Annotated in this window: 19 protein-coding genes; 6 read left to right on the top strand and 13 right to left on the bottom strand. The window is 48.1% G+C overall.

Annotated features, from left to right (window positions below):
* Nucleotides 1-257: 257 nt before the first annotated feature.
* From IEV16_RS02415 to IEV16_RS02405, 3 genes are read left to right on the top strand one after another with little or no spacing between them, the layout of a single operon-like run.
* Nucleotides 258-2,057, top strand: coding sequence for an ArnT family glycosyltransferase (locus IEV16_RS02415; RefSeq protein WP_188364083.1), 1,800 nt, complete (start codon nt 258-260; stop codon nt 2,055-2,057).
* Nucleotides 2,047-4,359 carry a YfhO family protein gene (locus tag IEV16_RS02410; RefSeq protein WP_188364082.1) on the top strand — a complete coding sequence of 771 codons (2,313 nt, stop codon included), beginning with the start codon at nt 2,047-2,049 and terminating at the stop codon, nt 4,357-4,359. The genes IEV16_RS02415 and IEV16_RS02410 overlap by 11 nt, the downstream gene beginning before the upstream one ends.
* A complete protein-coding gene (locus tag IEV16_RS02405; RefSeq protein WP_229728216.1) occupies nt 4,332-5,108 on the top strand; it encodes a glycosyltransferase family 2 protein in 777 nt (258 codons plus the stop codon). Before IEV16_RS02410 ends, IEV16_RS02405 begins: the two co-directional genes overlap by 28 nt.
* Here the strand turns inward: IEV16_RS02405 and IEV16_RS02400 are convergent.
* The 12 genes from IEV16_RS02400 to IEV16_RS02345 form a co-directional block, all read right to left on the bottom strand.
* Nucleotides 5,105-6,355: an inorganic phosphate transporter gene (locus tag IEV16_RS02400; RefSeq protein WP_188364081.1), complete on the bottom strand. Its 1,251-nt coding sequence runs from the start codon at nt 6,353-6,355 to the stop codon at nt 5,105-5,107. The genes IEV16_RS02405 and IEV16_RS02400 overlap by 4 nt on opposite strands.
* Nucleotides 6,356-6,363: 8 nt before the next feature.
* Nucleotides 6,364-7,038, bottom strand: a complete 675-nt coding sequence (locus IEV16_RS02395; protein WP_188364080.1) for a TIGR00153 family protein — start codon at nt 7,036-7,038, stop codon at nt 6,364-6,366.
* A 132-nt stretch (nt 7,039-7,170) separates the two neighbouring features.
* Nucleotides 7,171-8,382: a histidinol dehydrogenase gene (hisD, locus tag IEV16_RS02390; protein WP_188364079.1), complete on the bottom strand. Its 1,212-nt coding sequence runs from the start codon at nt 8,380-8,382 to the stop codon at nt 7,171-7,173.
* Nucleotides 8,372-9,610 carry a phosphoribosyl-AMP cyclohydrolase gene (gene hisI, locus IEV16_RS02385; RefSeq protein ID WP_188364078.1) on the bottom strand — a complete coding sequence of 413 codons (1,239 nt, stop codon included), beginning with the start codon at nt 9,608-9,610 and terminating at the stop codon, nt 8,372-8,374. The genes hisD and hisI overlap by 11 nt, the downstream gene beginning before the upstream one ends.
* Entirely contained in the window at nt 9,607-10,392 is a 786-nt protein-coding gene (gene hisF, locus IEV16_RS02380; protein WP_188364077.1) for an imidazole glycerol phosphate synthase subunit HisF, read from the bottom strand. Before hisF ends, hisI begins: the two co-directional genes overlap by 4 nt.
* Nucleotides 10,379-10,960 (bottom strand): imidazole glycerol phosphate synthase subunit HisH, encoded by a 582-nt coding sequence (gene hisH, locus IEV16_RS02375; RefSeq protein WP_188364076.1) that lies wholly within the window; start codon nt 10,958-10,960, stop codon nt 10,379-10,381. The genes hisF and hisH overlap by 14 nt, the downstream gene beginning before the upstream one ends.
* Complete coding sequence (locus IEV16_RS02370; protein ID WP_188364075.1) at nt 10,957-11,529, bottom strand: imidazoleglycerol-phosphate dehydratase; 573 nt, start codon at nt 11,527-11,529, stop codon at nt 10,957-10,959. The genes hisH and IEV16_RS02370 overlap by 4 nt, the downstream gene beginning before the upstream one ends.
* Complete coding sequence (locus IEV16_RS02365; RefSeq protein WP_188364074.1) at nt 11,526-13,190, bottom strand: aminotransferase class I/II-fold pyridoxal phosphate-dependent enzyme; 1,665 nt, start codon at nt 13,188-13,190, stop codon at nt 11,526-11,528. The genes IEV16_RS02370 and IEV16_RS02365 overlap by 4 nt, the downstream gene beginning before the upstream one ends.
* Complete coding sequence (hisG, locus tag IEV16_RS02360; RefSeq protein WP_188364073.1) at nt 13,190-14,041, bottom strand: ATP phosphoribosyltransferase; 852 nt, start codon at nt 14,039-14,041, stop codon at nt 13,190-13,192. Before hisG ends, IEV16_RS02365 begins: the two co-directional genes overlap by 1 nt.
* Before the next feature lie 347 nt (nt 14,042-14,388).
* Nucleotides 14,389-15,384, bottom strand: a complete 996-nt coding sequence (locus IEV16_RS02355) for a helix-turn-helix transcriptional regulator (protein ID WP_188364072.1) — start codon at nt 15,382-15,384, stop codon at nt 14,389-14,391.
* A 2-nt stretch (nt 15,385-15,386) separates the two neighbouring features.
* Nucleotides 15,387-15,785 (bottom strand): VOC family protein, encoded by a 399-nt coding sequence (locus tag IEV16_RS02350; protein WP_188364071.1) that lies wholly within the window; start codon nt 15,783-15,785, stop codon nt 15,387-15,389.
* Nucleotides 15,786-15,792: 7 nt separating this feature from the next.
* Nucleotides 15,793-16,548 (bottom strand): fructosamine kinase family protein, encoded by a 756-nt coding sequence (locus IEV16_RS02345; protein WP_188364070.1) that lies wholly within the window; start codon nt 16,546-16,548, stop codon nt 15,793-15,795.
* Between the two features lie 113 nt (nt 16,549-16,661).
* Between IEV16_RS02345 and IEV16_RS02340 the strand changes: the two genes are divergently transcribed.
* From IEV16_RS02340 to IEV16_RS02330, 3 genes are all read left to right on the top strand, one after another.
* Nucleotides 16,662-18,095 carry an aldehyde dehydrogenase family protein gene (locus IEV16_RS02340; RefSeq protein WP_188364069.1) on the top strand — a complete coding sequence of 478 codons (1,434 nt, stop codon included), beginning with the start codon at nt 16,662-16,664 and terminating at the stop codon, nt 18,093-18,095.
* A 3-nt stretch (nt 18,096-18,098) separates the two neighbouring features.
* On the top strand, nt 18,099-18,533 hold the full coding sequence (locus IEV16_RS02335) for a hypothetical protein (protein ID WP_188364068.1): 435 nt from the start codon (nt 18,099-18,101) through the stop codon (nt 18,531-18,533).
* A gap of 76 nt (nt 18,534-18,609) precedes the next feature.
* Nucleotides 18,610-19,845, top strand: a complete 1,236-nt coding sequence (locus IEV16_RS02330) for a multidrug effflux MFS transporter (RefSeq protein ID WP_188364067.1) — start codon at nt 18,610-18,612, stop codon at nt 19,843-19,845.
* An 8-nt stretch (nt 19,846-19,853) separates the two neighbouring features.
* On the opposite strand, the gene IEV16_RS02325 is transcribed toward IEV16_RS02330, so the two are convergent.
* Nucleotides 19,854-21,743 carry a M1 family metallopeptidase gene (locus IEV16_RS02325; protein WP_188364066.1) on the bottom strand — a complete coding sequence of 630 codons (1,890 nt, stop codon included), beginning with the start codon at nt 21,741-21,743 and terminating at the stop codon, nt 19,854-19,856.
* Between the last annotated feature and the right edge of the window lie 30 nt (nt 21,744-21,773).

Here is a 21,773-nt window from a genome sequence, read left to right as displayed (position 1 = left end):
GATATTATAGTGGAATGTGTCCCAAATTTACACTCCCGCACAGGGTTCGCATTGAACAGCTGTAACCCCAATGGTGTTTATTTCAGTCAAAAGGCCGGGTATTCGAGACCTCAGGTCGCGAAAATCAAAGGGCAGACCCTATCCGGATGCTTGACAAAATTAACACCAATAACTAATCTGCTTTCATGAATCATCCATCTTCCAAAACACTGACAGCGCTGTGGCTTGCCGCTCTTGTTATGCTGAATGCCTGGGTCATGACAAATTCAGTTTTGTTAATGGATTCTGCACGGGATTTTAGTGCGGCTTTGTCGATAGCCCAGGGACAACACTGGCCTTTGATGGGGCCTGAGTTTGGTGGCTTTATTCATTCCGGTCCCATCTGGTTTTATTTGTTGGCTGTGCCGTTATTAAGCGGTTCCTTGTGGCTGAGCGCTTTTATGATCGGCTTATTGGCCGGATTAAAATTTTTGTTGGCGTTTTATCTGGGCAAAGCGTGGTTTAACCGCCGGTTTGCTGTCCTGTGGTCAGCCTGCTTTTTACTGCCGGGTTGGCACAGCATAAACACATTTATTCCAGGTCATATCAATGTCATTGACACTTTGGTGTTGGCCTTCGTGGCATCACTTTGGCAATTCAACCAAAGTAAACATATCGGCTGGTTTTATTTATCCGGGCTACTGTTGGCGCTGGCCATGCATGCGCATATGACGGCATTGATAGCCGGGGTTTTCTACCTGCCGATTCTTTGGCACATGCGTCACCATCTGCGGTTTTGGCATGTATTCGTGGCCGGTTTGCTGTTTTTAGTGCCTTTTGTGCCCTATATGGTGAGCCAGTGGCTCGATGGCATGGGTGACTGGATCCGCTGGCAAGCGCTGAGCCGGGAGGTGGATCAGGCCAGACGCGGTTTAAGCGGTGTTGATGCATCTTTTTTGTCCGCTTTTAGCGGTAACCTGCAGGCTTTGATGGTGGGTGGTTTACAACGCATGCAGGGTTTTGTGGCTTCTGTATGGCCGACTGCGGGAATTGTTTTTTGGGTACTGCTGAGCAGTTTAGTGGCATTAGCCGTGGGTTATTGGGGATACAGCTTATTGACCAAAAAAGGCTTCAGGCCCCTGCAAACCAAAGTTTTCATCACGGCCGGTGCACTCTTGTTAATCGGATTGGCGATGATAACGGTGCTGCGCAGCTTTACCCCTTTTTATATGTTGTTTGTGTTAACCCCCTTATTGACTTTTATCTGGGCCTGGTGCTTGTCATTGGGCGGTCAACTGCCTCATACACTGACGGTATTGTCAGTGAGTGTACTTTTGGTGTTAGGCGCGTTACCAGTGGCAGCCTTGCAAAAAGCGGTGTATGACGGTCAAGTGCATCTGGGTCCGCTTGGGAATGTGCGGCAAGCGGTGAACACCGATTGGCAAACGGACAACAACACCCTTGATGCGTTAACGGTCTCACAAGTGGATGACTGGGCAACGTTTTTGTGCCGACAAAACAGTCAAGTTCATGGGCCCGGAGCGGCACTGCTGGATTTACTGTCGGCTTTGCCGGTTAAATTGGTCTGTCCTGATAATCCGGTTTTGCTGGGAGGAAAACCACAAGCCGGTTATCATCAGTACTTATTGATGCACCGTTCCTTTTGGGCACAATCAGACAGGCATCCAAATCAGTGGATTACACCGGCCTGGGGGGTGTCTGAGAATATTGAGTTGATCAATAGCCATGCGGCTTTGCAGGCGGCTGAATTTGATGATTATGTGCACCCGCCCAGAAGTTTGCGTCAAAAACAGCCCATGCAGACAGTTCACAAAAGCTTTCAAAGCAATCATGATTCTCTGGTGGTGGTCAGTCATTTGCTGCCTTTTTATACGGCCAATAACATCAAAGCAGTGACCGCTAATGGCCATAAAGTCAAAAAGCTTATGGCGAATATTGGTAACAGCCTGTATTATTGCGCAGCGTGTGAACCCGGTGCGGTGACCTGGGACTTCACCCTCCAGAGTAATGATCCGGCAGCGCTTGACATAATAATATTGAAAAAACATGACCCATGACCCGACTTTAAAACATGCTCACCGAGACGCACTGATTGCGTTGTCTTTATACAGTGTTATGGGGCTGGTGTTTTTTTATCCGGTACTGTGGGGATACCTGATTTCACAAACGGATTATCTGTTCTTTGTGAGTCCCTGGAGCTCGGTCCGTCCGGATGATTTATTGCGACCGGCCAACCCGTATATACAGGACCAGACCACCGAATTTCTGGCTTTTTTTATGGCCGCCAAGTCCCAGATATGGCAAGGTATGTGGCCCCTGTGGAATCCGTATATTCTGACCGGTACACCGCTGCTGGCCAACACCCAATCGGCCCTTTTATTTCCCTTGAACTGGGGTCATTACATGCTGCCAGCCGGTTGGGGTTTTACGGTCAGTGCCTTGTTAAAGGTGATTTTAGCGCCGTGGTTTACTTATTTATTGGCCCGTCGTTTGCTCTTGGCACATTCAGCGGCGTTGATTGCCGGTGTGGCTTACGGGTTTTGTGCATTTCATATCTTTTGGCTTAATCACCCGCACAGCAATGTCACTTTGCTGATTCCACTGTGTTTTTATGCCACCGAAAACTTGGTGTTGCGTCAGGGTTTGCGGCAAGTGGCTTTACTGGCATTGGTGACGGCGGTGAGCTTGTTGGCCGGTCATGTTGAAATTGCGTTTTATACGGCGATTGCCTGCGCCGTGTATTTAATGGTTCGGGCCATTCAGGAAGAACAAATGTGCTGGCGTTTAGGGTGGCATTTTGGCGCCGCTTATGTGGGCTCGTTGTTATTGGCGGCGGTGATGATACTGCCATTTTTAGAATTTCTCAGCGTCGCGGCGGTATGGCAGGAACGCAGTGCTGACTGGGTATACACCATGCCGCTGTCGGCCATGGCCACTGCAGTGTTTGCCGATATCTTTAGGCTACCGGGTTGGGTTGAACACTATATGGGTTATCACATCAGTTCAGTGTATTTTGGTGTGAGCGCCTTGCCATTGGTGGCTGTGGCCATCATGAAAGGGGGGCGGTCAAAGTGGCCTTGGCTGGTGATGTTATTAATCACCCTGATGTTGGCTTTTGATATCGGACCACTTTATGCTGTGGTTAAACACTTGCCGCTGATGGGTCACCTGCCGATGTTTTATTGGGCGGTCTTTATTGCTTTTGCCGGTAGTATGCTGGCAGGCATTGGCTGGCAATGTTGTGTGCAGCGTCAAATAAAGCCCCGAGTTGTTATTTGCATTGTTGTGACATTGCTCGCAGTGGTCGGCTTAATGGCTGCATTTTGGCAAGGGACTGATTATCCTGGCGCTGTGGCACAGTTGGAATCATTGCAAGCGGCTTTGCGACAACGTGCCTGGCTGATTTCAGCATGCCTGATTTTGGTGGCTGCTATTATGCTGATGGTTCGTCATCAGGTGCGCTGGATGTCTGGGTTGATGTTGCTGGTGGTGTTTGCCGATTTGGGGTGGTTTAACCATGGCTGGAACCCGACGTTGCGCCCTGAGCATGTGTTTCCCGAACAAACACCCCAATCGATTCAATTTTTACAGCAACAGTCAGGAATCTATCGAACCCTGGGACTGAATCATATCCTAAAACCCAGCACCAATATGCTGGCTGAACTGGAAGAGGTGCGCGGTTATGATGTGCCGGTTAATTTGCGATATCACCAATTTTTTAAACAGGTTTTGCAGGGTACCGTGTCTTTCTGGGTGTATGAAAAAACCGCATTACAAGCATCCGTTTTGCCTTATTTAAACATTCAAAATGTGCGTTTTATTTTATCCAAAAAGTTTCTGGATGACGCAATTGATTTGCCCTTGGTATATGACGATGAAATTAAAATTTATGCAAATCCGGACGCCGAACAGCGCTTGTTTTATCGGACACAAGCGCATTATGTTAATTCGCCGGATGCGGCTTTACAGGCGCTTATGGCAGAACCAGGGAAAGTCATGGAGCGGGTCATTATTGAAGCAGAACACGTTCACCGACCGGATTCGCAGATTGCCGATCACAGTGAATTTGATTTTGAGCTGATTGCCCAAAATGCCCAAAAGCTCACCGCTGAAGTGACCCTGCCGAAAGCCGGCTGGCTCATTCATGCGGCGGCGTATTATCCAGGATGGCGTGCTTACGTAAATGGTGAGCAGGTGCCGATTTATGCGGCCAATTACAGCCAGCAAGCTGTTTATCTTGAGGCCGGAAAACACCGGGTGCGCTTTCGTTATGACCCCTGGAGCTTTAAAATAGGTCTTTTACTCACCGTATTATCCTGTGCAGGCGTATTATGGATTCTCATCAAAAACAAAAAATAGTCATTGTGATGCCGGCCTATCATGCCGAAAAAACCCTCAAAGACACCGTCAGGTCGATTCCGAAGGGTTGTTATGATGAGATTATATTGGTGGACGACTGCTCCACCGATAACACCGTTGAAACCGCCCGGCAGCTGGGTTTGAGCGTTTTTACCCATGAGGTCAATAAAGGCTATGGCGGTAATCAGAAACTGTGTTATCAGGAAGCCTTAAAAGCCGGTGCCGATATTATCGTGATGCTGCACCCGGATAACCAATATGATGCCCAGTTGATTCCGTATTTCACCGGCTTTGTGGAAAAAGGGGTGTGTGATTTTATGCTTGGTGCGCGTATCCGTACCCGTAAAGAAGCCCTTAAGGGTGGTATGCCCTTATACAAATATTTAAGTAACCGGATGCTGACCCTGATTATGAATGTGGTGTTGGGACAGAATCTGGCCGAAGGCCATTCGGGCTTTCGGGTGTACCACCGGCGGGTTCTAAAAACCATTGCGTTTAAAGACAATGCCGATGATTTTTCCTTTGATGCCGAATTGATTGCCCAGGCGGTTTACCATGGTTTTAAACTCGGCGATGCGCCGATGCCGGTGCGTTATTTTTCAGAAGCATCAAGTATCAGTTTTAAGGACAGCAGTGTTTACGGCCTTAAAATTCTCAGCACTTTAGGGAAGTTTATTATGACCAAATGGCGCATCAAAAAAAGCCCGCTGTTTAAACGGGCTTCGTCAGATGATGAGGTCACGGATTAGCCAAAAATAAACTTAAACAAAAAGAAGAATATAATCGACAGGGAGGCCCCGGCCGGGATGGTAACCACCCAAGATGCGAAAATATTACGCACCACTTTTAAATCGATGGCGGTTAATCCGCGCGCCATACCCACACCCAGTACCGCACCCACCAGCGTTTGGGTGGTGGAAATCGGCATACCGGTACCTGAAGCCACCACAATGGTGGACGAGGCGGCCAGTTCGGCGGCAAAACCACGTGATGGCGTTAAGTGGGTAATTTTCTGGCCCACGGTACGTATGACACGCACGCCAAAGGTGGCCAGACCGACAATGATTCCCACGGCACCAATCAGAAGTACCCAGGATTCGAGCGCCGATTCAGAGGCCACAATGCCGCTTTGTGCCGTGGTGATTATGGCGGCCACCGGCCCCACGGCATTCGCCACATCGTTGGATCCATGGGCAAAGGCCAATCCACTGGCTGTAATCACCATCAGTACGGCGAAAACTTTTTCAACCGTATAAAAATGAAAGCGTTTTTCTTTTTTGGGATTGGGTTTGACTTTGCTGACAAAATAACCGCCAATCAAGGCCACCACGATGCCAAGCAATACAGCGAGGCCATAGGATTGTACATCCGTAAAATTCAAACCAACGTGTTTGAGTCCTTTTTTAATGGTGACCAGGGTTAAGATAAAAGCCGTAACAAACATATAAGCGGGCACAAAACGTTTGGCTTTTTGCAGCGGGTCTTCTTGTTTTAAGATTAAATGATGAACCGACTGGAATATCATATAAGCAATGATTCCGGCAATCATGGGGGTCACAATCCAGCTCAAGACGATATTGGTGACTTTAGACCAGTGGATGGCATCGGTGCCGATACCCACTGCGGCAAAACCCACCACCGCGCCGACAATGGAATGGGTGGTGGATACCGGCCAGCCTTTTTTGGAAGCCAGCAACAGCCATATACCGGCTGCCAATAAGGATGACAGCATGCCGAACACCAGTAAATCCGGACTACCGTTAATGCTGTCGGCACTGATGATGCCCTTGCGGATGGTTGAGGTGACTTCGCCGCCGGCCAGTACAGCGCCGGCAAATTCAAAAATGGCGGCGATAATAATGGCTTGTTTAATGGTGATGGCTTTGGAGCCCACCGAAGTGGCCATGGCATTGGCCACATCATTGGCGCCGATGCCCCAAGCCATAAAGCCACCGAAAATGGCGGCCAGAACGATATAGGTGATTTGATATTCCATGGTGCCCCCTATTTGGCCAGTAAGATTTCTAAGCGCCGCCCGATACGCTCGGCATAGTCGGCAATGCCGCCCACCATGTCGATTAAGCGGTATAAGAACATCACCTCAATCGGTGGTAAATCATCTTCCATTAGGAATAACTGTTCCTGGAGGCTGGTTTGTTGGTTATCGGTTTCCGTCTCGATTTCATCCAGACTGTCTATCAGATTCTCCACCACCTTTACCTCGGCACCGCGAAAACCGGTGGTGTAAAGTTCATCCAGTTCATTGACGCTTTTTTTGGCTTTTTTTGCGGCAAACACACACAAAGACAAAAACTCATTAAAACAGTCCACCAGACCCTCAGGAATTTGTAACTTGCGCAAACGCACCATACCGGCGATTTGTTTGCTGATATTGGCCACTTTATCCTGAACCAGTACCAGCTCCAGCAAATCCTGACGCGGCACCGGCATGAACAGACTTTTGGGCATATTGGCGCGGATACTCATTTTTAATTCATCCGCCTGGTTTTCATAATCGCGGATTTTTTCGGTGATTTCATTGACCTTGATCCAGTCGTTGAGATTGGCGGCCTTGAATAAATCGGGCAGTAAGTAAGCCGCTTTACAAGCCGTTGCGATGTGTTCCTGAAGCGGGTCGACCGGGGAGCGCCCCAGCATATCGGTGATAAAATTTGCCATTGATTAAACCATTTAACACTTGATGCCTTGTGGCATCAAATTAAAAATTAAGGGCATACGTGCCCTCGACCATGGCAGCCATTATCGATGACGTTTATGACAGTTTTATGACAATGCCATATTTATTGAAATCTATCGTCTTAACTCAGCACTGCGTTGGTGTTCAATCAAACCTTCGGCCCGGGCCATTTCAACGGCAATCTCCGCCAAAATCCCGCGTCCACGGTTGCAGATACGCTGTCGAGTCAGTACTTTAACAAACTGATGAACACTGAGGCCGCCGGAATATTTTGCCGCACCGGCTGTGGGTAAAGTGTGGTTTGGTCCGCTGCAGTAATCACCAAAAGCCACCGCCGAGTTTTCACCTAAAAAAAGTGAACCGTAAGCGGTGAACAAGTCTGGGTTCAAGCCATCGACACAAACCTGTAAATGCTCCGGTGCATAGTTATTGATGAATTCAATGCTGGCAGACTGACTGTCACTGTGAAGCAGCACAATGTTACCCTGCCGGAATAAGTCCTTGGATTTATCCTGATTTTCTAAGGATTGTTTTATCTTATTCAGCAGTTTCGCGGATTCACTCACCACCACGCTTACCGCTGCCGGGTCGTGTTCGGCCTGGGCCAGGGCATCGGCCACCAGCCAGTCAATGTGCTGAACATCATTGGCATAAATCAACAGTTCACTGGGACCGGCCAGGGTGTCGATGGCAGTGCGATGCTGAATTTGGGCTTTGGCTTCATTCACATAGGCATTACCGGGTCCGACAATCAGATGAACAGGCGCCATATCCTGCCACCCATAAGACAGCGCTGCGATGGCTTGTGCTCCGCCAATTCTGATAAAGCCGGTGGCTCCGGCCAGTGAAGCGGCTGCCATAACCGCAGGATGGTCGCTCGGTGAACAGGCGATGCGCACCGGGCAGCCGGCCACCTGCGCCGGTGTGAGGGTCATCAAAGCGGTGGAAATCAAAGGAAACCGGCCGCCGGGAATGTAAGCACCGACCCGTTCAATGGGCTGATACAAAGACGTAAATTCACCGCAGTCGTCCTGATAGGTGTCGGTTTTTAGGCTTTCGGCCTGAAAACGACAGAACTGCAGTATGCGTTGGTGGCTAGTTTTGATGGCGGTCTTTAATCCATGGCTCAGCTTATAATCTGAAAAATCCTTGAGCCTCATAAAGCGGGGTTCAAAACCATCAATATCGCGGCTGAATTGTTCGATGGCAGTGTCACCATGGTGCATGACCTGCTGCATTAATTGACGGACGGTATCGGTAATGGTCGCCTGTTGTTGCAGCATTGGTCGTCGGTAATTTTGAATGGACATTATATCAGCGTTCATTGTTTCGACTCCTCAGTTCATGAACAATATCCCGGTGACTGACACCTTTGGCTTTGGCCATGGCCAGTGCAAAAAAGATAACGTCAGCGGCTTCCCAACGCACTTCTGTTTGGGATGTGGCTTCAATCAGTTCCCGGCATTCTTCTTCTAATTTCTCAATTTGCAAAGCGCTGCTGCGCAGCAATTTTTGGGTGAAACTTTTTGGGTTCACCGCTTCATTCATGCGTCGGCTAAAAATAGTATCCAGGTAATCCAGTGAATAAGGTAATCTTTGGCTGGCAAAGCAACTGTATCGATTCAGATGGCAAGCATTGTTATTTTGTTTCACCAAAAACAACAAGGTATCGCCGTCACAATCCACATCCACCTGAACCAAAATTTGTGTATCGCCGCTGGTGTCGCCTTTGCGCCACAGTTCCCGGCGTGAACGGGAATAGTAAATGCCCCGTTTTTGCTGCAGCGCCTGTTGCAGTGATTCGCGGTTTGAATAAGCCATCATCAACACCTGCCGGCTGTCAATATCCTGCACCACCGTGGGAATTAAATCGGCTTTATTAAAGTCCACCATGGCCAGCAGTGCTTCATCTAATTGGATTGCGCCGGAATAAATGGCCATACCGATTTGGGCGTTGCCGCCCTGTTGCGCGATCCAGGTCAGGTCATCGACGGTGCTGATGCCGCCGGCCACGGTCACCGGTACATGGGATTGTTTTATGACATCAGAAATGCGGGCTTTATCAATGCCTTGCATCATGCCCTCTTTATCCACCTGAGTGTATAAAAACTCACCGCAAAAGGGTGCCAGTTCAGTGATGGCCTCGGCAACGGTCTGGCTTTGGGTTTGTTGCCAGCCGTGGGTGGTGAGATAATCGCCTTTGGCATCAATGGCGAAAATCAGGGCATTGCGCGGTATTTCTTTCACCCAATCCGCGGTGGCTGACGTGCCTAAGATAATTTTACTGGCACCGGCCGCCAGATAACGTCGGGCGGTGGCCAGATTACGAATGCCACCACCGACCCGACAGGGTTTTCGCTGCAGTAATTGTTCAATCAGTAACTGATTATCACCCCGGCCCATGGCGGCATCGAGATCGATAAGTGCCACTTCGCCATAAAGGGAAAACGCATCCAGCAGTTCAAACACATCGTCGCGTTCAATCACTTTTTTCTGGCCTTGTTGCAGTTGCACGGCTTTGCCGTTCATCAGATCAATGGAAGGAATCATCATGGGGTTGTCCTCATCGGTATTTGGTGTTGGATTAGAAAATCTTTGATGTCTTTTACGGTGTACTCATTGCGGTGAAAAATACCGGCAGCCAGCACCGCATCGGCACCCGCCTGTATGGCCTGTAAAAAGTCCTCGGGACCGTTTGCCCCGCCTGAAGCAATCACCTGAATCGGATAATCGGCACCCAATTCATTCAGCAACCCACAGTCAAAGCCGGTGCCGGTTCCGTCTTTGTGCATGGCCGTGAGTAGAATTTCACCGGCGCCGCGATCCACCACTTCACGAACCCAATGGTGATAATCCAGGGTGGTTCGTTGACTGCCCCCGTGGGTGTACACCGACAGTTCACCGCCATCTTCGCGGTTCACATCAATTGCCACCACAATACTTTGACTGCCATATTGACGACTGATTTGGTTGATTAAATCCGGTTCAGTGACGGCCATGGTGTTCAAAGTGACTTTATCGGCACCGGCGTTGAAAAACCGATGGACATCATCCATGGTTTTAATACCGCCTCCGACCGCAAATGGAATGGACAGGTTCATGGCCACGTTCTGCACCATGGTTAAAGCAGAAGGTTGATGGTCAACACTGGCCTTAATGTCCAGAAACACCAGTTCATCGGCGCCCTGTTGTTCATATTTCAGTGCCAGTTCCACCGGATCACCCATGTCAATAAGCTGTTTGAAATTGGTGCCCTTAACCACCCGACCGGCGGCCACATCCAGACAGGGAATGATTCTTGCGGTCAAATCAGATAGGTGTTTACTGGCAGACATGCTGTAATAACTCCCGGCCGAAGCGGCCTGATTTTTCGGGGTGAAACTGAAAGCCATAAACGCGGTTTTTTTGGACCGCGGCACAAAACGTATCTCCGTAAGTCACTTTGGCTGTACTGTTTTCGCAGTCAGGGACGCCATAGGAATTAACGAAATAGGCATATTGATCTTTCATATTCAGTTTATAACTGTCCAGTTTGGCCCAGCCCACCATGGGTGTTTTGGGGTGATTAAGACGTTCACAACGGCCCGCAAAGAAACCCAGACCCCGGGTATCTGGATCTTCGGCACTGCCTTCAAATAAAACTTGCATACCCACACAAATACCCACCAGGTGCCCGCCGTTTATAAGCCACTTACTTAAAAAATCACGCCAGCCCAGGGCATCCATACGATCAGCGATAAAGCCAAAACGACCCTGACCGGGTAACACTAGAATCTCATCGCCGGTAAAATCATAAGCGTCGGGTTGTTGGATGCGGCTGAGCGGCTGGTGTTCACGGCTCAGGGCGTTTTCCAAACTCAATAAATTTCCGGAATTTAAATCAATCATAATGACCGGTTTCATAACACACCTTTGGTACTGCGTTGTTTGTCCGTGGGAGTCAGCGCTTCTTTTAAAGCGTAAGCCAGGGCTTTGAAACTGCTTTCTACCAGGTGATGGTTATTGCCAAAATACTGATTATTGATGTGCAAACAGATGCCGGCATTGATCGCCAGCGTGTAATAAAAATGTGACCACATTTCGGTGTTAATGCCTCCCAACATGGCCTGAGAAAACGGCAAGTTAATAACCGCATAAGGCCGGCCGCATAAGTCCACGGCACAGGTGGTGAGGGTTTCATCCATGGGTAATAAGCGTTGACCGTAGCGTTGATTACCCGGCGCTGCCTGCCAGGCTTGTTTTAAAGCCTGTCCCAGACATATGGCCACATCTTCGATGCCGTGATGATCATCCACCTGCCAGTCGCTGTTCATGTCCAGTTGCAGACACCAGCCGGCATGGGTGGCCAACTGATCCAGCATATGATCAAAAAACGGCTGTCCTGATTGAATCTTGCTTTGATCCGTCGGACCATTAATATCCAGGCTCAATTGAATGCGGGTTTCTTTGGTTTCGCGGTTTATGGTAATCATAAAAGAGACTCCAGTTGGTTGACATCATCCAGCACCACATCGGCACCGGCTTCGGTAAGTAGTGTCATATTCGGACCGACACCAATGCAGATAAAACCGGCAGCGCGGCCTGCCTGCATATCATCGACGGTATCACCGATAAACCAAAAGCCGCCATTGGTGACTTCAGATTGGTTTTTCAGTGCTAGTAAGCCTTCGGGATCCGGTTTCTGACGGCTGACATCATCGGCGCTGATAACTTTATCCGGTTGCCAGTTAATCGCTTGCAGGCCCAGTGAGGCTTCGGCACGCGGTCGACCGGTGACCACGGCGGTTTTGAATGATGATTGTTTTAATTGGGTGATAAATTTTACTGAGATCAGCGGGGTTTCCTGTTGAATTAAGCCGGGCCGTTGCCTTGTACCTAAATAGTATTTCTGGAAAAGGCTTTTAACCCTTTCAAAACCACCGGTATATCCTCGGTTTTGCAACAAAGCCAGCGTTAAATCCCAGTCATTGTTATAGCCCCCGGCGTCTCGCATACTTTGAACGTCCTTGAGGGTGACCGTGGCGCCGGATAAGTCCCGAACCGTTTTGATGATACACTGATCATAACTGTCTGTGGTGTCAATCAAAACGCCGTCCATATCAAAGGCCAGACATTGCGGTTCGTAAATGCTTTTAAGAACCGCCAACAAAGGTTCTAAATCATAGGGCACGGTCATTCGCACCGCTTCGGGCAGGCCGTTGAGCCGGATTTTAATTAAAATACCCTGTCGTTTCAGCACCGAGAACAGCAAGGTTTTTACGGCATTGTTGGTGTTAAACAGGATAAAATTGCCCTGGCTTGGAAAAACAGCGACGCCATAGCCACTCAGTACATCGCTTAAACGGCGACGATTGGCTGCGATTTGAGCCGTATAATCCAGTACCTGGTTGCGGTTTTGCCAGGCTTGGGCCGCCAATTGCAAAGCCACCCGAGAAACATTAAAAGGCGGTGCTAACCGCCTCAATTCATGAATCAATTCCGGTGCACCCAGTAAATAGCCGACCCGCACACCGGCCAGACCAAAAGCTTTTGAAAAGGTGCGTAACACCACCACATTGTCCATGGCGGCATAGTCTGCGGCGCTGAACATCTCGTTACTTTTGTCAGGATAAGCAAATTCAATATAAGCCTCATCGATAAAAACCCTCGCCTGTTTGACTTGAGCCGTTTGAATTAACGTCAATAACTGTTTTTTGGTAATAAATTCTCCGGTTGGATTATTCGGCCGGGTGATAATTAACCATTGATTAATTTTTAGATTCTCTGCTAATGCTGTTTGGTTGACAGCCAGCGGCTGAGACGGGTCTGGCGCCATAAAATGACAATCATTGCCCCAAATTTCTGCATTGTGGCTGTATTGACTAAAACACGGTTCAGGAATAAGTAACTGCGTTTTGTTGATGGTGCTGGATTTAAACAGCAAATCAATGCCTTCATCGCCGCCATTGGTCAGCAACAAGGCATCACCGGGAATGTCCATATCTTTACATAAAGCCTGCTCAAGTTGTGTCCGGTTAGGATAGCGCCAAAGCTTGTCAGTACGGACAACGGCCTCAGACAACCAGGCCGGTGTGTGGTCACTGCGCTCATTAAAGTCCAGCTTAAAACGATAATTGCTGTTATCGATGTCCATCAGACGGCCTTTCGGATGGGTAATTCTAAAATATCCACGGCACCGGCGGCAATGAGTCTGGGTATCAAACCCGGTGCGGACTTTGTCGGGACCGCGGCACGGATGGAATAGGCATCGCTGTTGTACAATTCACTGACCGTCGGCGAACGCATCGCCGGTAACAGTTTGACAATATCTGAGACCACCGCTTTGGGGCAGTTCATTTCCAGTAATACACGCTCACGGGCATTAAGAACACCATTCATCAGCAACAAAATATCATCAATAATGGCCCGTTTAGCCTGATTTTTCAGGGTTTGCTTGTTGGCAATAAACTGCGTTGAGCTGCGATACACGGTATCGATGATTTTCAGGCGGTTGGTTTTGATGGTGGTGCCGGTGCTGGTGTTGTCAATCACCATATCGGCATCCTCAGGCGGAAACACTTCAGTGGCACCATAAGAGCGAATCAGTTGATAGTCAAAGCCTTGGTTATCAAGGTATTGCCGGGCCAGATTTATGTATTCAGTGGCCACAATAATGGGCCGTTGTTTGAGTTCTTTGACATCCCAGTCTTCCGGAATACAGGCCACAATCCGAACCGGATTAAACCCGAGGTTATTAATCACTTCAACATCGGCATCTTGTTCTGCCACCCAATCAAGCCCGGCAAAACCAATATCGTGCTGACCAATTTCAATCAAAGAAGGAATATTCTGACCCTTGAGCAGTTTCACTTCCAGACGTTCATCGGAACAGCCGGGCCGGTAGTTGCGGACATCCCCGTAGAGTTTAATGCCGATGTCGGACAATAACTCAGTGATGGCCGGCTGCAGTTTGCCTTTGGGAATGGCGATTTTTAATGTTGTCATAAGTTCTCCGTGGTGGTTGTTTTATCGCCATTGACCCGAAAATAAAAAAACCCCGTGGCCAATGGCGACGGGGTTTTGAATAAATGAATTAAGCACGCTCAAAACCGTCGTCGCAGTGTACGATGATGGTGATGATGGTTTGTGTTTAATTTGTTAATCATGTTTTAATCGATTTTAGAAATATTGAGCAAAAAAAAAGCCCCGTTACAGTGAACGGGGCTCTTTAATCTGGTTTTTCTTTACGACACTAACCAACCCCGTTGATGACAACGTGATGATGATGGTTGTGTGCGTTAAATTTATTCATACTTCGCATGGTAATGGGATTTTAAAAGTCTGTCAATTTTTTATTGATATTTTTTGGCGGCGGCCTTTAAAAGTGCGCCAATTTTTTCCCGGTAAGCAGCCGGTTCCAGCACTTCCACATGTTCTGACTTGGATAAAATCCACCATTTAAGTGACCAACTGTCACGCATGGGCAGGGTTAACAGGCCACCGGTCTCGGTTTTCTCGAGTTGTTGTTGGTTCGATAACGGCGTTTCTTTGAGGATTTTATACATCACCGTATCCAGCTTGAGTCGCAATTTAATCGGTTCAGCCACCCCGAATTGCATCAGGTCACTGTCCAGGCAGGTTTTTAAGTTAAACCGTTTGCGCCGGGTTTTTTTATGTTTAAGCACTTTGACCGATTTAAATCGGTGCACCGCATAAGGCATCACCGTATCGTCTTCAGCGTCATGGGTTCTGGCAATCAGATAAGTCCGCACGCCCCTTAACACCAGCGCCAAAGGATGTAAGCGCAAATCTTTTGCGCGGGATTCCTGCAGTGAATGGTATTTGACCTGAATTTGTTGGTCGTTAATCAGGGCTTGTTTTATTGACTCAATAATCTCATCCTTAATTTTCGGGCTGACATAACCTAAAGTTTCTTCACTGATTCCCACCTTGTTGTGCCAGTCGCCGGGTTGTTCTTTGAGGTGTTTTCTGGCTTTGTTAATCCGGCCCGACAAGATGTCAATCATACTGCTTGGGACCAGGTTCTTTAAACGGTTGCCCAATAAATGCAAAGTCAGCGCATCTGAGGTGTCTAAGGCCGGTATATCGCCACCCATGCCCTTTTGCCAGCGCCAGCCGTAAGGTTTGCCTTTGTCGTTGCATTCAATGGCCATAACCTTTTTAAGCTTAATGAGATCTCGCTGGGTGGTGCGCAGGTCAGTTTGATACCCCAGGTCCTTTAAATATTCGGTAATGTGACGGGCGCTGATTCCGGCACCACCTGAAGGCAGGGCTTTTAACAACTGCCATTGGCGCATTAAAGTATCGTGATTGGATTGTTTGGGCATGGTTATTTCGGTTTATACCTGAACTGCCAGGAAACGCCGTAACTGTCGTTAAACCAGGCATATTGCTCGGCAAAGTCATAAGCATTTAATGGCATCATCACTTCACCGTCGGCGCTGAGCTGGTGATAGGCTTTTTTAAGTTTATCCGGGCGCTCAAAATCCACCATAAATGAAATCGCCGGGGTAAAACCAAAAGCATGTTCAACCGGTGAGTCAATCAGTATTAAGTCCTGGCCGTTGATACAGATTTCAGCATATTTCACACATCCGGCCATGTTTTTGGGTTTGTTGCCGAAGTAATCAATGTGTTTGATTTGACAATCGGCAAAGCATTTTTGGTAGCGTTTAACGGCCTCTTTGGCACGGCCTTTAAACATCAGAAAAGGTGTGGTTTTTTGCATAAAAAGACTACGTCAATGCAGTGGTTAGCCGGTTTAAATGACTGCGGCATGCGGCCAAATAACCCGGACCAAATAAATTGTAATGATTTAAGTAATGGTAGAGATTATAACAGATTTTCTTTAAGTCGTAATCAGTCGACATGGGTTGTTGTCGCTGATAGGTCTGATAAAAGACTTGAGGAAAGCCGCCGAATAACTCGGTCATGGCGATATCGGCCTCGCTATCGCCCCAGTAGACCGCGGGATCAATGAGCCAGACCTTGTTGTCGCTGAATAAAACATTGCCTGACCATAAATCACCATGTAATAAGACCGGTTGAACGGCTTGTTGATTGAGCCAGTTAATCAGGGGTTGTTGTAGTTTTTTGAGTTGTTGGCGTATTTCTTCGGACACAGAAGTATCTTGAATGCGCTGACACTGGAACATCAGCCGTTGGTTGTAAAAAAAATCTCCCCAGTTGTCTGACAGGCCATTTTTTTGCGGGTTTAAGCCAATGTAATTGTCAAGTGGGTAGCCAAAGTGTTTTTGTGGGATCTGATGAAAGCGTGCTAACTGATCCCCCAGTTGTTGCCATTGTTGTTTACTGGCTGACTGGTTGGGGATTCGCTCCAGAATTAATTGTTGTGAATTAACGGCTTTTATATCCGGTACACAAATGGCCAAATTGTGTTGTTTAATCACCTTTGAAAGCGCGCGCAAGCCATCAGCTTCTATGTGTAAAGCATGGGGGTCTTGACTTGGGTTGTTTTTGATAAAAGCCATGACAGGCATTCTACGGCAGGCCTTGTTAGGGTTCAGTTAACCCCGGTGCTTGAATCAAAGGTGGTTTGTAACCATATAAAAAACTCAGCTTTCATTCCAAAGGGTTATTTAGTATGCGGGATTACAGACAGTTTTATATTAATGGAAATTGGCAATCAGCCGAAAATCGTGATGTCATCGACGTAATTAATCCAGCCACGGAAGAAGTGGCGGGTCACATCGCAGCCGGTCAGCCGTCAGATGTGGATGCGGCGGTTCAGGCTGCTCAAGCGGCGTTTCAATCCTTTTCCCAAACAAATCGAAAAACGCGTATCGATTTACTGTCGCGGATATGTGAGGTCTATCAAAAGCGCCAGGATGACATCGCCGCAGCGATTACCGAAGAAATGGGGGCACCCGGGTGGCTGGCCGGTGATTATCAGGCCAAGAGTGGCTATGGTCACTTAAAAACAGCGTTGAATGTTTTAAAAGATTTTGAGTTTGACAAAACCTATGCTAACCATACTGAGCGCTATGAGCCCATCGGTGTTTGTGGTTTAATCACCCCCTGGAACTGGCCCATGAACCAGATTGCCTGTAAACTGGCACCGACTTTGGCCACCGGCAACACAGTGGTGTGGAAGCCATCGGAAGTGGCGCCCTTTTCAGCCAAAATCTTGATGGAGGTGCTGCATGAAGCCGGTGTGCCGGCGGGTGTGGTGAACATGATTCACGGTGACGGGCCCACCGTGGGCTCGGCCATTTCTAAACACCCGGACATTGCCATGGTCTCTTTCACAGGTTCTACTCGGGCGGGTATTGAAGTGGCCAAAGATGCGGCAAACAGTATTAAACGCGTGACCCAGGAACTGGGTGGCAAGTCAGCCAACATTATTCTGGATGACTTATCGACGGAACAATTTGCCAAAGCGGTGGCCGGCGGTGCCAAAGCCCTGTGCTTAAACTCCGGACAAAATTGCAATGCACCTTCTCGTTTGTTTGTGCCGATAGCAAGACAAGAGGAAGCCGAAGACATTATCAAGAAAACCCTGGAAAAAATTCATGTGGGTGATCCGACCAGTGCAACCACTTTTACAGGTCCGGTGGTGTCTGAAAGTCAATGGCAACGGATTCAGGATTATCTGCAAAAAGGTTTGAACGAAGGGGCGCGATTAATTACCGGTGGACCGGGTAAACCGGCCGGTTTGAACAAAGGTTATTATGTTAAACCAACCGCCTTTTCTGATGTCGAAAACGATATGACGATTGCCCGAGAAGAAATATTCGGTCCGGTGCTGACCGTGCTGACCTATGAAGATGATGAGGAAGCCATTGAATTGGCGAATGACAACGATTACGGTTTGTCCGGTTATGTATCAGGGGCTGATGAGAACCGGGTTAATCATATTGCCAATCACCTCAGAGCCGGTGTTATTCACATCAATGGCGCCATGATGCAAGGCACTGAACCCTTTGGCGGCTACAAACATTCAGGCAATGGCCGCGAGCGCGGTGAGACCGGATTTTATGAATACCTGGAAACCAAAGCCATTTTAAGGAAAGCATAAATTGTGAGAAAAATTGAAATCAAAAACAGGGTACTGAGTTTTGTGCCCAATGGCCCCAATCCATTAGGTTGGTTGGTTTTTTTACTGATGCTGCTGTTACTGATACCCATTATTCTGTTGATTGTGGTGCTGGTGCCGGTGGTGTTGTTGGTGAATTACATACGCATGCGGTTTTTTCCCAATAAAAAACCGCGTATTTTCGCCACACCATTCGGATTTACCGTGTATTCACAAGCCCAACGGACGCTGGTGAATTACAGCTGGCATGAAATCACCAAAGCCGAAGTCTGGCAACAACAGGGTAAGGCCTTTGCAGTGCTGATTTTAACCAATGGCAGTCAGGTTAAATTACCGGGTATTGAGATTGAACAAGTAAAAGCCATGTGTGCCCAGCACAACATTCCTTTCTATGATGATGTGATTTTGTCAGGCGATTAACCACATTCATTATGTAAACTTAAGTCAGCCGTTACCTGTTGTGACGGCTGTTGTGTATTGGCGACCAACAATAACCATGAAACTTAAAAAGAACCAACAACAAATTTTCTACTTTGAGCTGATTGTCTTGCTGGCCATGCTCAGTTCCTTAGGGGCTTTAACCATTGATCTGCAATTACCGGCGATGCCCGATATTTTGGCTTCTTTTGGTTTGCATGAAGCCAATAAACAACAGTGGATTGTCAGTGCTTATATGCTCGGGTTTGCCTCGGTGCAGATTATTTATGGTCCTATTTCTGACTCAGTGGGACGTAAACCGGTGGTTGTTTTCGGTTTATTGGTTTATATCGGAGCCTCGTTGTGGTTGTTGGTGGCCGATGAGTATTGGGTGTTTTTACTGGCCCGTGGCTTACAAGGCGTGGGCGCTGCTGCGGCCAGAATTATGATAAATGCCATCACCCGGGATTTTTTCAAAGGCGATGAAATGGCCAAAGTCACCTCCTTGGTGATGTTGATTTTTATTCTGGTGCCGGTGTTTGCGCCAACGGTGGGCAGTTTATTGTTGTGGCTGGGACACTGGCATTTAATTCTTTATGTGTTTTTAGGTTTTGGGCTGGTTGTGCTTTTGTGGGCCTGGTTTCGTTTACCGGAATCTTTGGCTGAATACCATAAAAAACCCCTTCGGCTGGGGCGCTTAAAAACAACCTTTATTCAGGTGGTTACAGAGCCTTTGGCGATTGTGTTCGGGGTGGTCAGTGGCGTCATTTTCAGTGGTTTTATGGCTTACCTCAATAGCGCTGAACAAATTTTTGCCAACTTATATGGTGTGCCGGACAAATTTCCGTTCATTTTCGGATTGTTGGCTTTGTTTTTTGGCTTGGCCGCGTTTATTAATTCTCGGGTGGTGATGCGCTTTGGCGCCATGCGGGTGACTTTGTTTGCTTTGCTGGCGTTGGTGGTGGTTAATGGCTTGCATCTGGGGCTGATGGCGCTGTATGGTGGCTTGCCGCCGCTGTGGCTGTTTGTGTCAGCAGTGGCCCTGATTAATATGTGCGTGGGCCTGGTGTTTGGTAATGTCATGGCGATTGCCATGTTGCCTTTGGGTGCAGTGGCCGGCATGGGGGCATCGGTGATCGGCAGTATCTCAACCTTGATTGCTGCGGTTATGGGAATTGCCATTTCACAGCAATTAGACGGCACCTTGTGGCCCATTGCGCTGGGTTTTGCCGGTACCGCCGTGGTGTCTTTGTTATTGGTGTCGCGCTATAAAAATGCCGTTCCCAATAAAAGAAATCTGACTGCGACGACTTAACGTATCCCTTAGTGACCACTTTCACTATAATTGACCACCGGATCCACTGCCTGTTGCGCCAGCGGGTGATAACCGGGGCGGGCCTTGGCGTAAATGCGTTTGCCCAATTGCTGTAAATCATCGGTTTTCATCATCGCCTCATATAAGGGCACGATTAATTTCATCCGACCGATGCTGTTGAGGTATCGAATTAACCGGTCATAAGCGGGCTGATAGCGGTTTTGAATGCTCAGCAGTAACCAGTCATGGGCAATTTCGCTGTTCTGACTTTCGCTGAAATGAAACGCCCGATCCAGTGCCTGCATGGTTTTTTGATCCAGCGATTCGGGTAGAGCGCGTAAAAAGTGCAGCCATTCCTGGGTGGTCCAATCTTCGGTTTTTATTTCATCCAGTCGAAGCCGGCCAGTTTGCCAGGCGGATATACGGTCGTTAATCACTTCAAAGCGATCCGTGACCGGCACATAAAGTACATCCGGTAAGCCCGGGCCATAAATCCATTCTTTGACCGTTTCCAGTGGCAATTTTTGTGGATATTTTGAGATTAAATTGTCCTGTAAATACGTCAAGAACTGGCTACTGGTGATGCTCTGAAAAGCAAAATCAGCAAAATATTGATTCAAAAAGGCATCAAATTCAGCCCGTCCCACTTGTTTTTCCATCCATTCTAAAAAGAAGCGACCCTTGTCATAAGCCACACCGCTGAACACATCTTCACTGTCCAGTTCAACTTCGCAGGTTGACAAGCGTTGTTCGGCTTCCGGTAAATCGGCCATTTCTTTTTGCAGACCCTGTAAGTTTAAAGCCGCTTCCATAATCATGCGTTCCTGGCCGTGGACTTTTTCGGTGATGCGCGCTTCGATATATGAGGTAAATCCCTCATTCAGCCATAAATCGCACCAGCGGGCATTGGTGACCAAATTACCGGACCAGGAATGTGCCAGTTCATGGGCAATCAACGAATCCAGCGACCGGTCACCGGCAATCACCGTTGGCGTAATAAAAGACAGGCGCGGGTTTTCCATGCCGCCAAAGGGAAAGCTCGGTGGTAACACCAACAGGTCATAATCGCCCCATTGATAGTCACCATAAAGTTCTTCGGTGGCTTCAATCATGTCTTCGGTTTTGGCGAATTCATAGGCCGCAGGTTCTAAAAAGGGTTGTTCTGCGAAAATCGCCACATGTTCACTGATTTTTTTATAGGCCAGATCGCCCACCGCAATCGCCATCAAATAAGAAGGAATCGGCTGTGGCATATCAAAACTATAAACACCTTCGGGATTGAGTTCGGGGCTGTTTTTGGCACTCATCACCGCGCGTAAACCTTTGGGCACTTCAATCTGCGCCTGGTAAGTAAAACGCACCGCCGGTGTGTCCTGTAATGGAATCCAGCTGCGGGCATGGATGGCCTGGGATTGTGAGAATAAAAACGGGTGCTTGCCGGTGGCGGTTTGCAGAGGTGTCAGCCATTGCAGGCCGGTGGCTTGTGGCCTACTTTGGTAATCAATTTTGATGGGGGCACTGTTTTCAGGTAATTTAATCTGCAAGGCGCTGCCCAAAGGTGGCTGTGAACTGGCCAGTTTCCACGACAAAGACTGGTTGCTGTCGGCCGCCGAAACCCGTCGGATTTTTAAATCGCGGGTGTCCAGAACCATGTATTCGGTTTCGGGTTTTAATTTTTTATACTGAATGATGACCTGCCCTTTGAGTTCTTTGTCATCAAAATCGGTTTTCAGCTCCAAGCTCAGATGGGTGATCACCACATCCTCAAAATTGGCCATCGAATGGGGATCGGGCCTGGTCAGCGTGCGATCGTTAATCGCATTGGGTACATGATTGTTTTTTGGCAAAGAATGACAAGCACTCAGTAAAACAACAAAACAAAAGGCCAGTAATCTCATAATCAGTCCGCTTTAAAAAACACCCCATGA

Source organism: Marinicella pacifica (assembly GCF_014636635.1).
In the GTDB taxonomy this organism is placed as follows: domain Bacteria; phylum Pseudomonadota; class Gammaproteobacteria; order Xanthomonadales; family Marinicellaceae; genus Marinicella; species Marinicella pacifica.
This window is presented reverse-complemented; position numbering and strand designations above follow the sequence as displayed.

Excerpts from the sequence above, each read along its gene's own strand:
- IEV16_RS02415 (WP_188364083.1), top strand. The coding sequence starts at position 258 with ATGACAAATTCAGTTTTGTTAATGGATTCTGCACGGGATTTTAGTGCG.
- IEV16_RS02410 (WP_188364082.1), top strand. The coding sequence starts at position 2,047 with ATGACCCATGACCCGACTTTAAAACATGCTCACCGAGACGCACTGATT.
- IEV16_RS02405 (WP_229728216.1), top strand. The coding sequence starts at position 4,332 with ATGGATTCTCATCAAAAACAAAAAATAGTCATTGTGATGCCGGCCTAT.
- IEV16_RS02400 (WP_188364081.1), bottom strand. The coding sequence starts at position 6,355 with ATGGAATATCAAATCACCTATATCGTTCTGGCCGCCATTTTCGGTGGC.
- IEV16_RS02395 (WP_188364080.1), bottom strand. The coding sequence starts at position 7,038 with ATGGCAAATTTTATCACCGATATGCTGGGGCGCTCCCCGGTCGACCCG.
- hisD (WP_188364079.1), bottom strand. The coding sequence starts at position 8,382 with ATGAACGCTGATATAATGTCCATTCAAAATTACCGACGACCAATGCTG.
- hisI (WP_188364078.1), bottom strand. The coding sequence starts at position 9,610 with ATGATGATTCCTTCCATTGATCTGATGAACGGCAAAGCCGTGCAACTG.
- hisF (WP_188364077.1), bottom strand. The coding sequence starts at position 10,392 with ATGTCTGCCAGTAAACACCTATCTGATTTGACCGCAAGAATCATTCCC.
- hisH (WP_188364076.1), bottom strand. The coding sequence starts at position 10,960 with ATGAAACCGGTCATTATGATTGATTTAAATTCCGGAAATTTATTGAGT.
- IEV16_RS02370 (WP_188364075.1), bottom strand. The coding sequence starts at position 11,529 with ATGATTACCATAAACCGCGAAACCAAAGAAACCCGCATTCAATTGAGC.
- IEV16_RS02365 (WP_188364074.1), bottom strand. The coding sequence starts at position 13,190 with ATGGACATCGATAACAGCAATTATCGTTTTAAGCTGGACTTTAATGAG.
- hisG (WP_188364073.1), bottom strand. The coding sequence starts at position 14,041 with ATGACAACATTAAAAATCGCCATTCCCAAAGGCAAACTGCAGCCGGCC.
- IEV16_RS02355 (WP_188364072.1), bottom strand. The coding sequence starts at position 15,384 with ATGCCCAAACAATCCAATCACGATACTTTAATGCGCCAATGGCAGTTG.
- IEV16_RS02350 (WP_188364071.1), bottom strand. The coding sequence starts at position 15,785 with ATGCAAAAAACCACACCTTTTCTGATGTTTAAAGGCCGTGCCAAAGAG.
- IEV16_RS02345 (WP_188364070.1), bottom strand. The coding sequence starts at position 16,548 with ATGGCTTTTATCAAAAACAACCCAAGTCAAGACCCCCATGCTTTACAC.
- IEV16_RS02340 (WP_188364069.1), top strand. The coding sequence starts at position 16,662 with ATGCGGGATTACAGACAGTTTTATATTAATGGAAATTGGCAATCAGCC.
- IEV16_RS02330 (WP_188364067.1), top strand. The coding sequence starts at position 18,610 with ATGAAACTTAAAAAGAACCAACAACAAATTTTCTACTTTGAGCTGATT.
- IEV16_RS02325 (WP_188364066.1), bottom strand. The coding sequence starts at position 21,743 with ATGAGATTACTGGCCTTTTGTTTTGTTGTTTTACTGAGTGCTTGTCAT.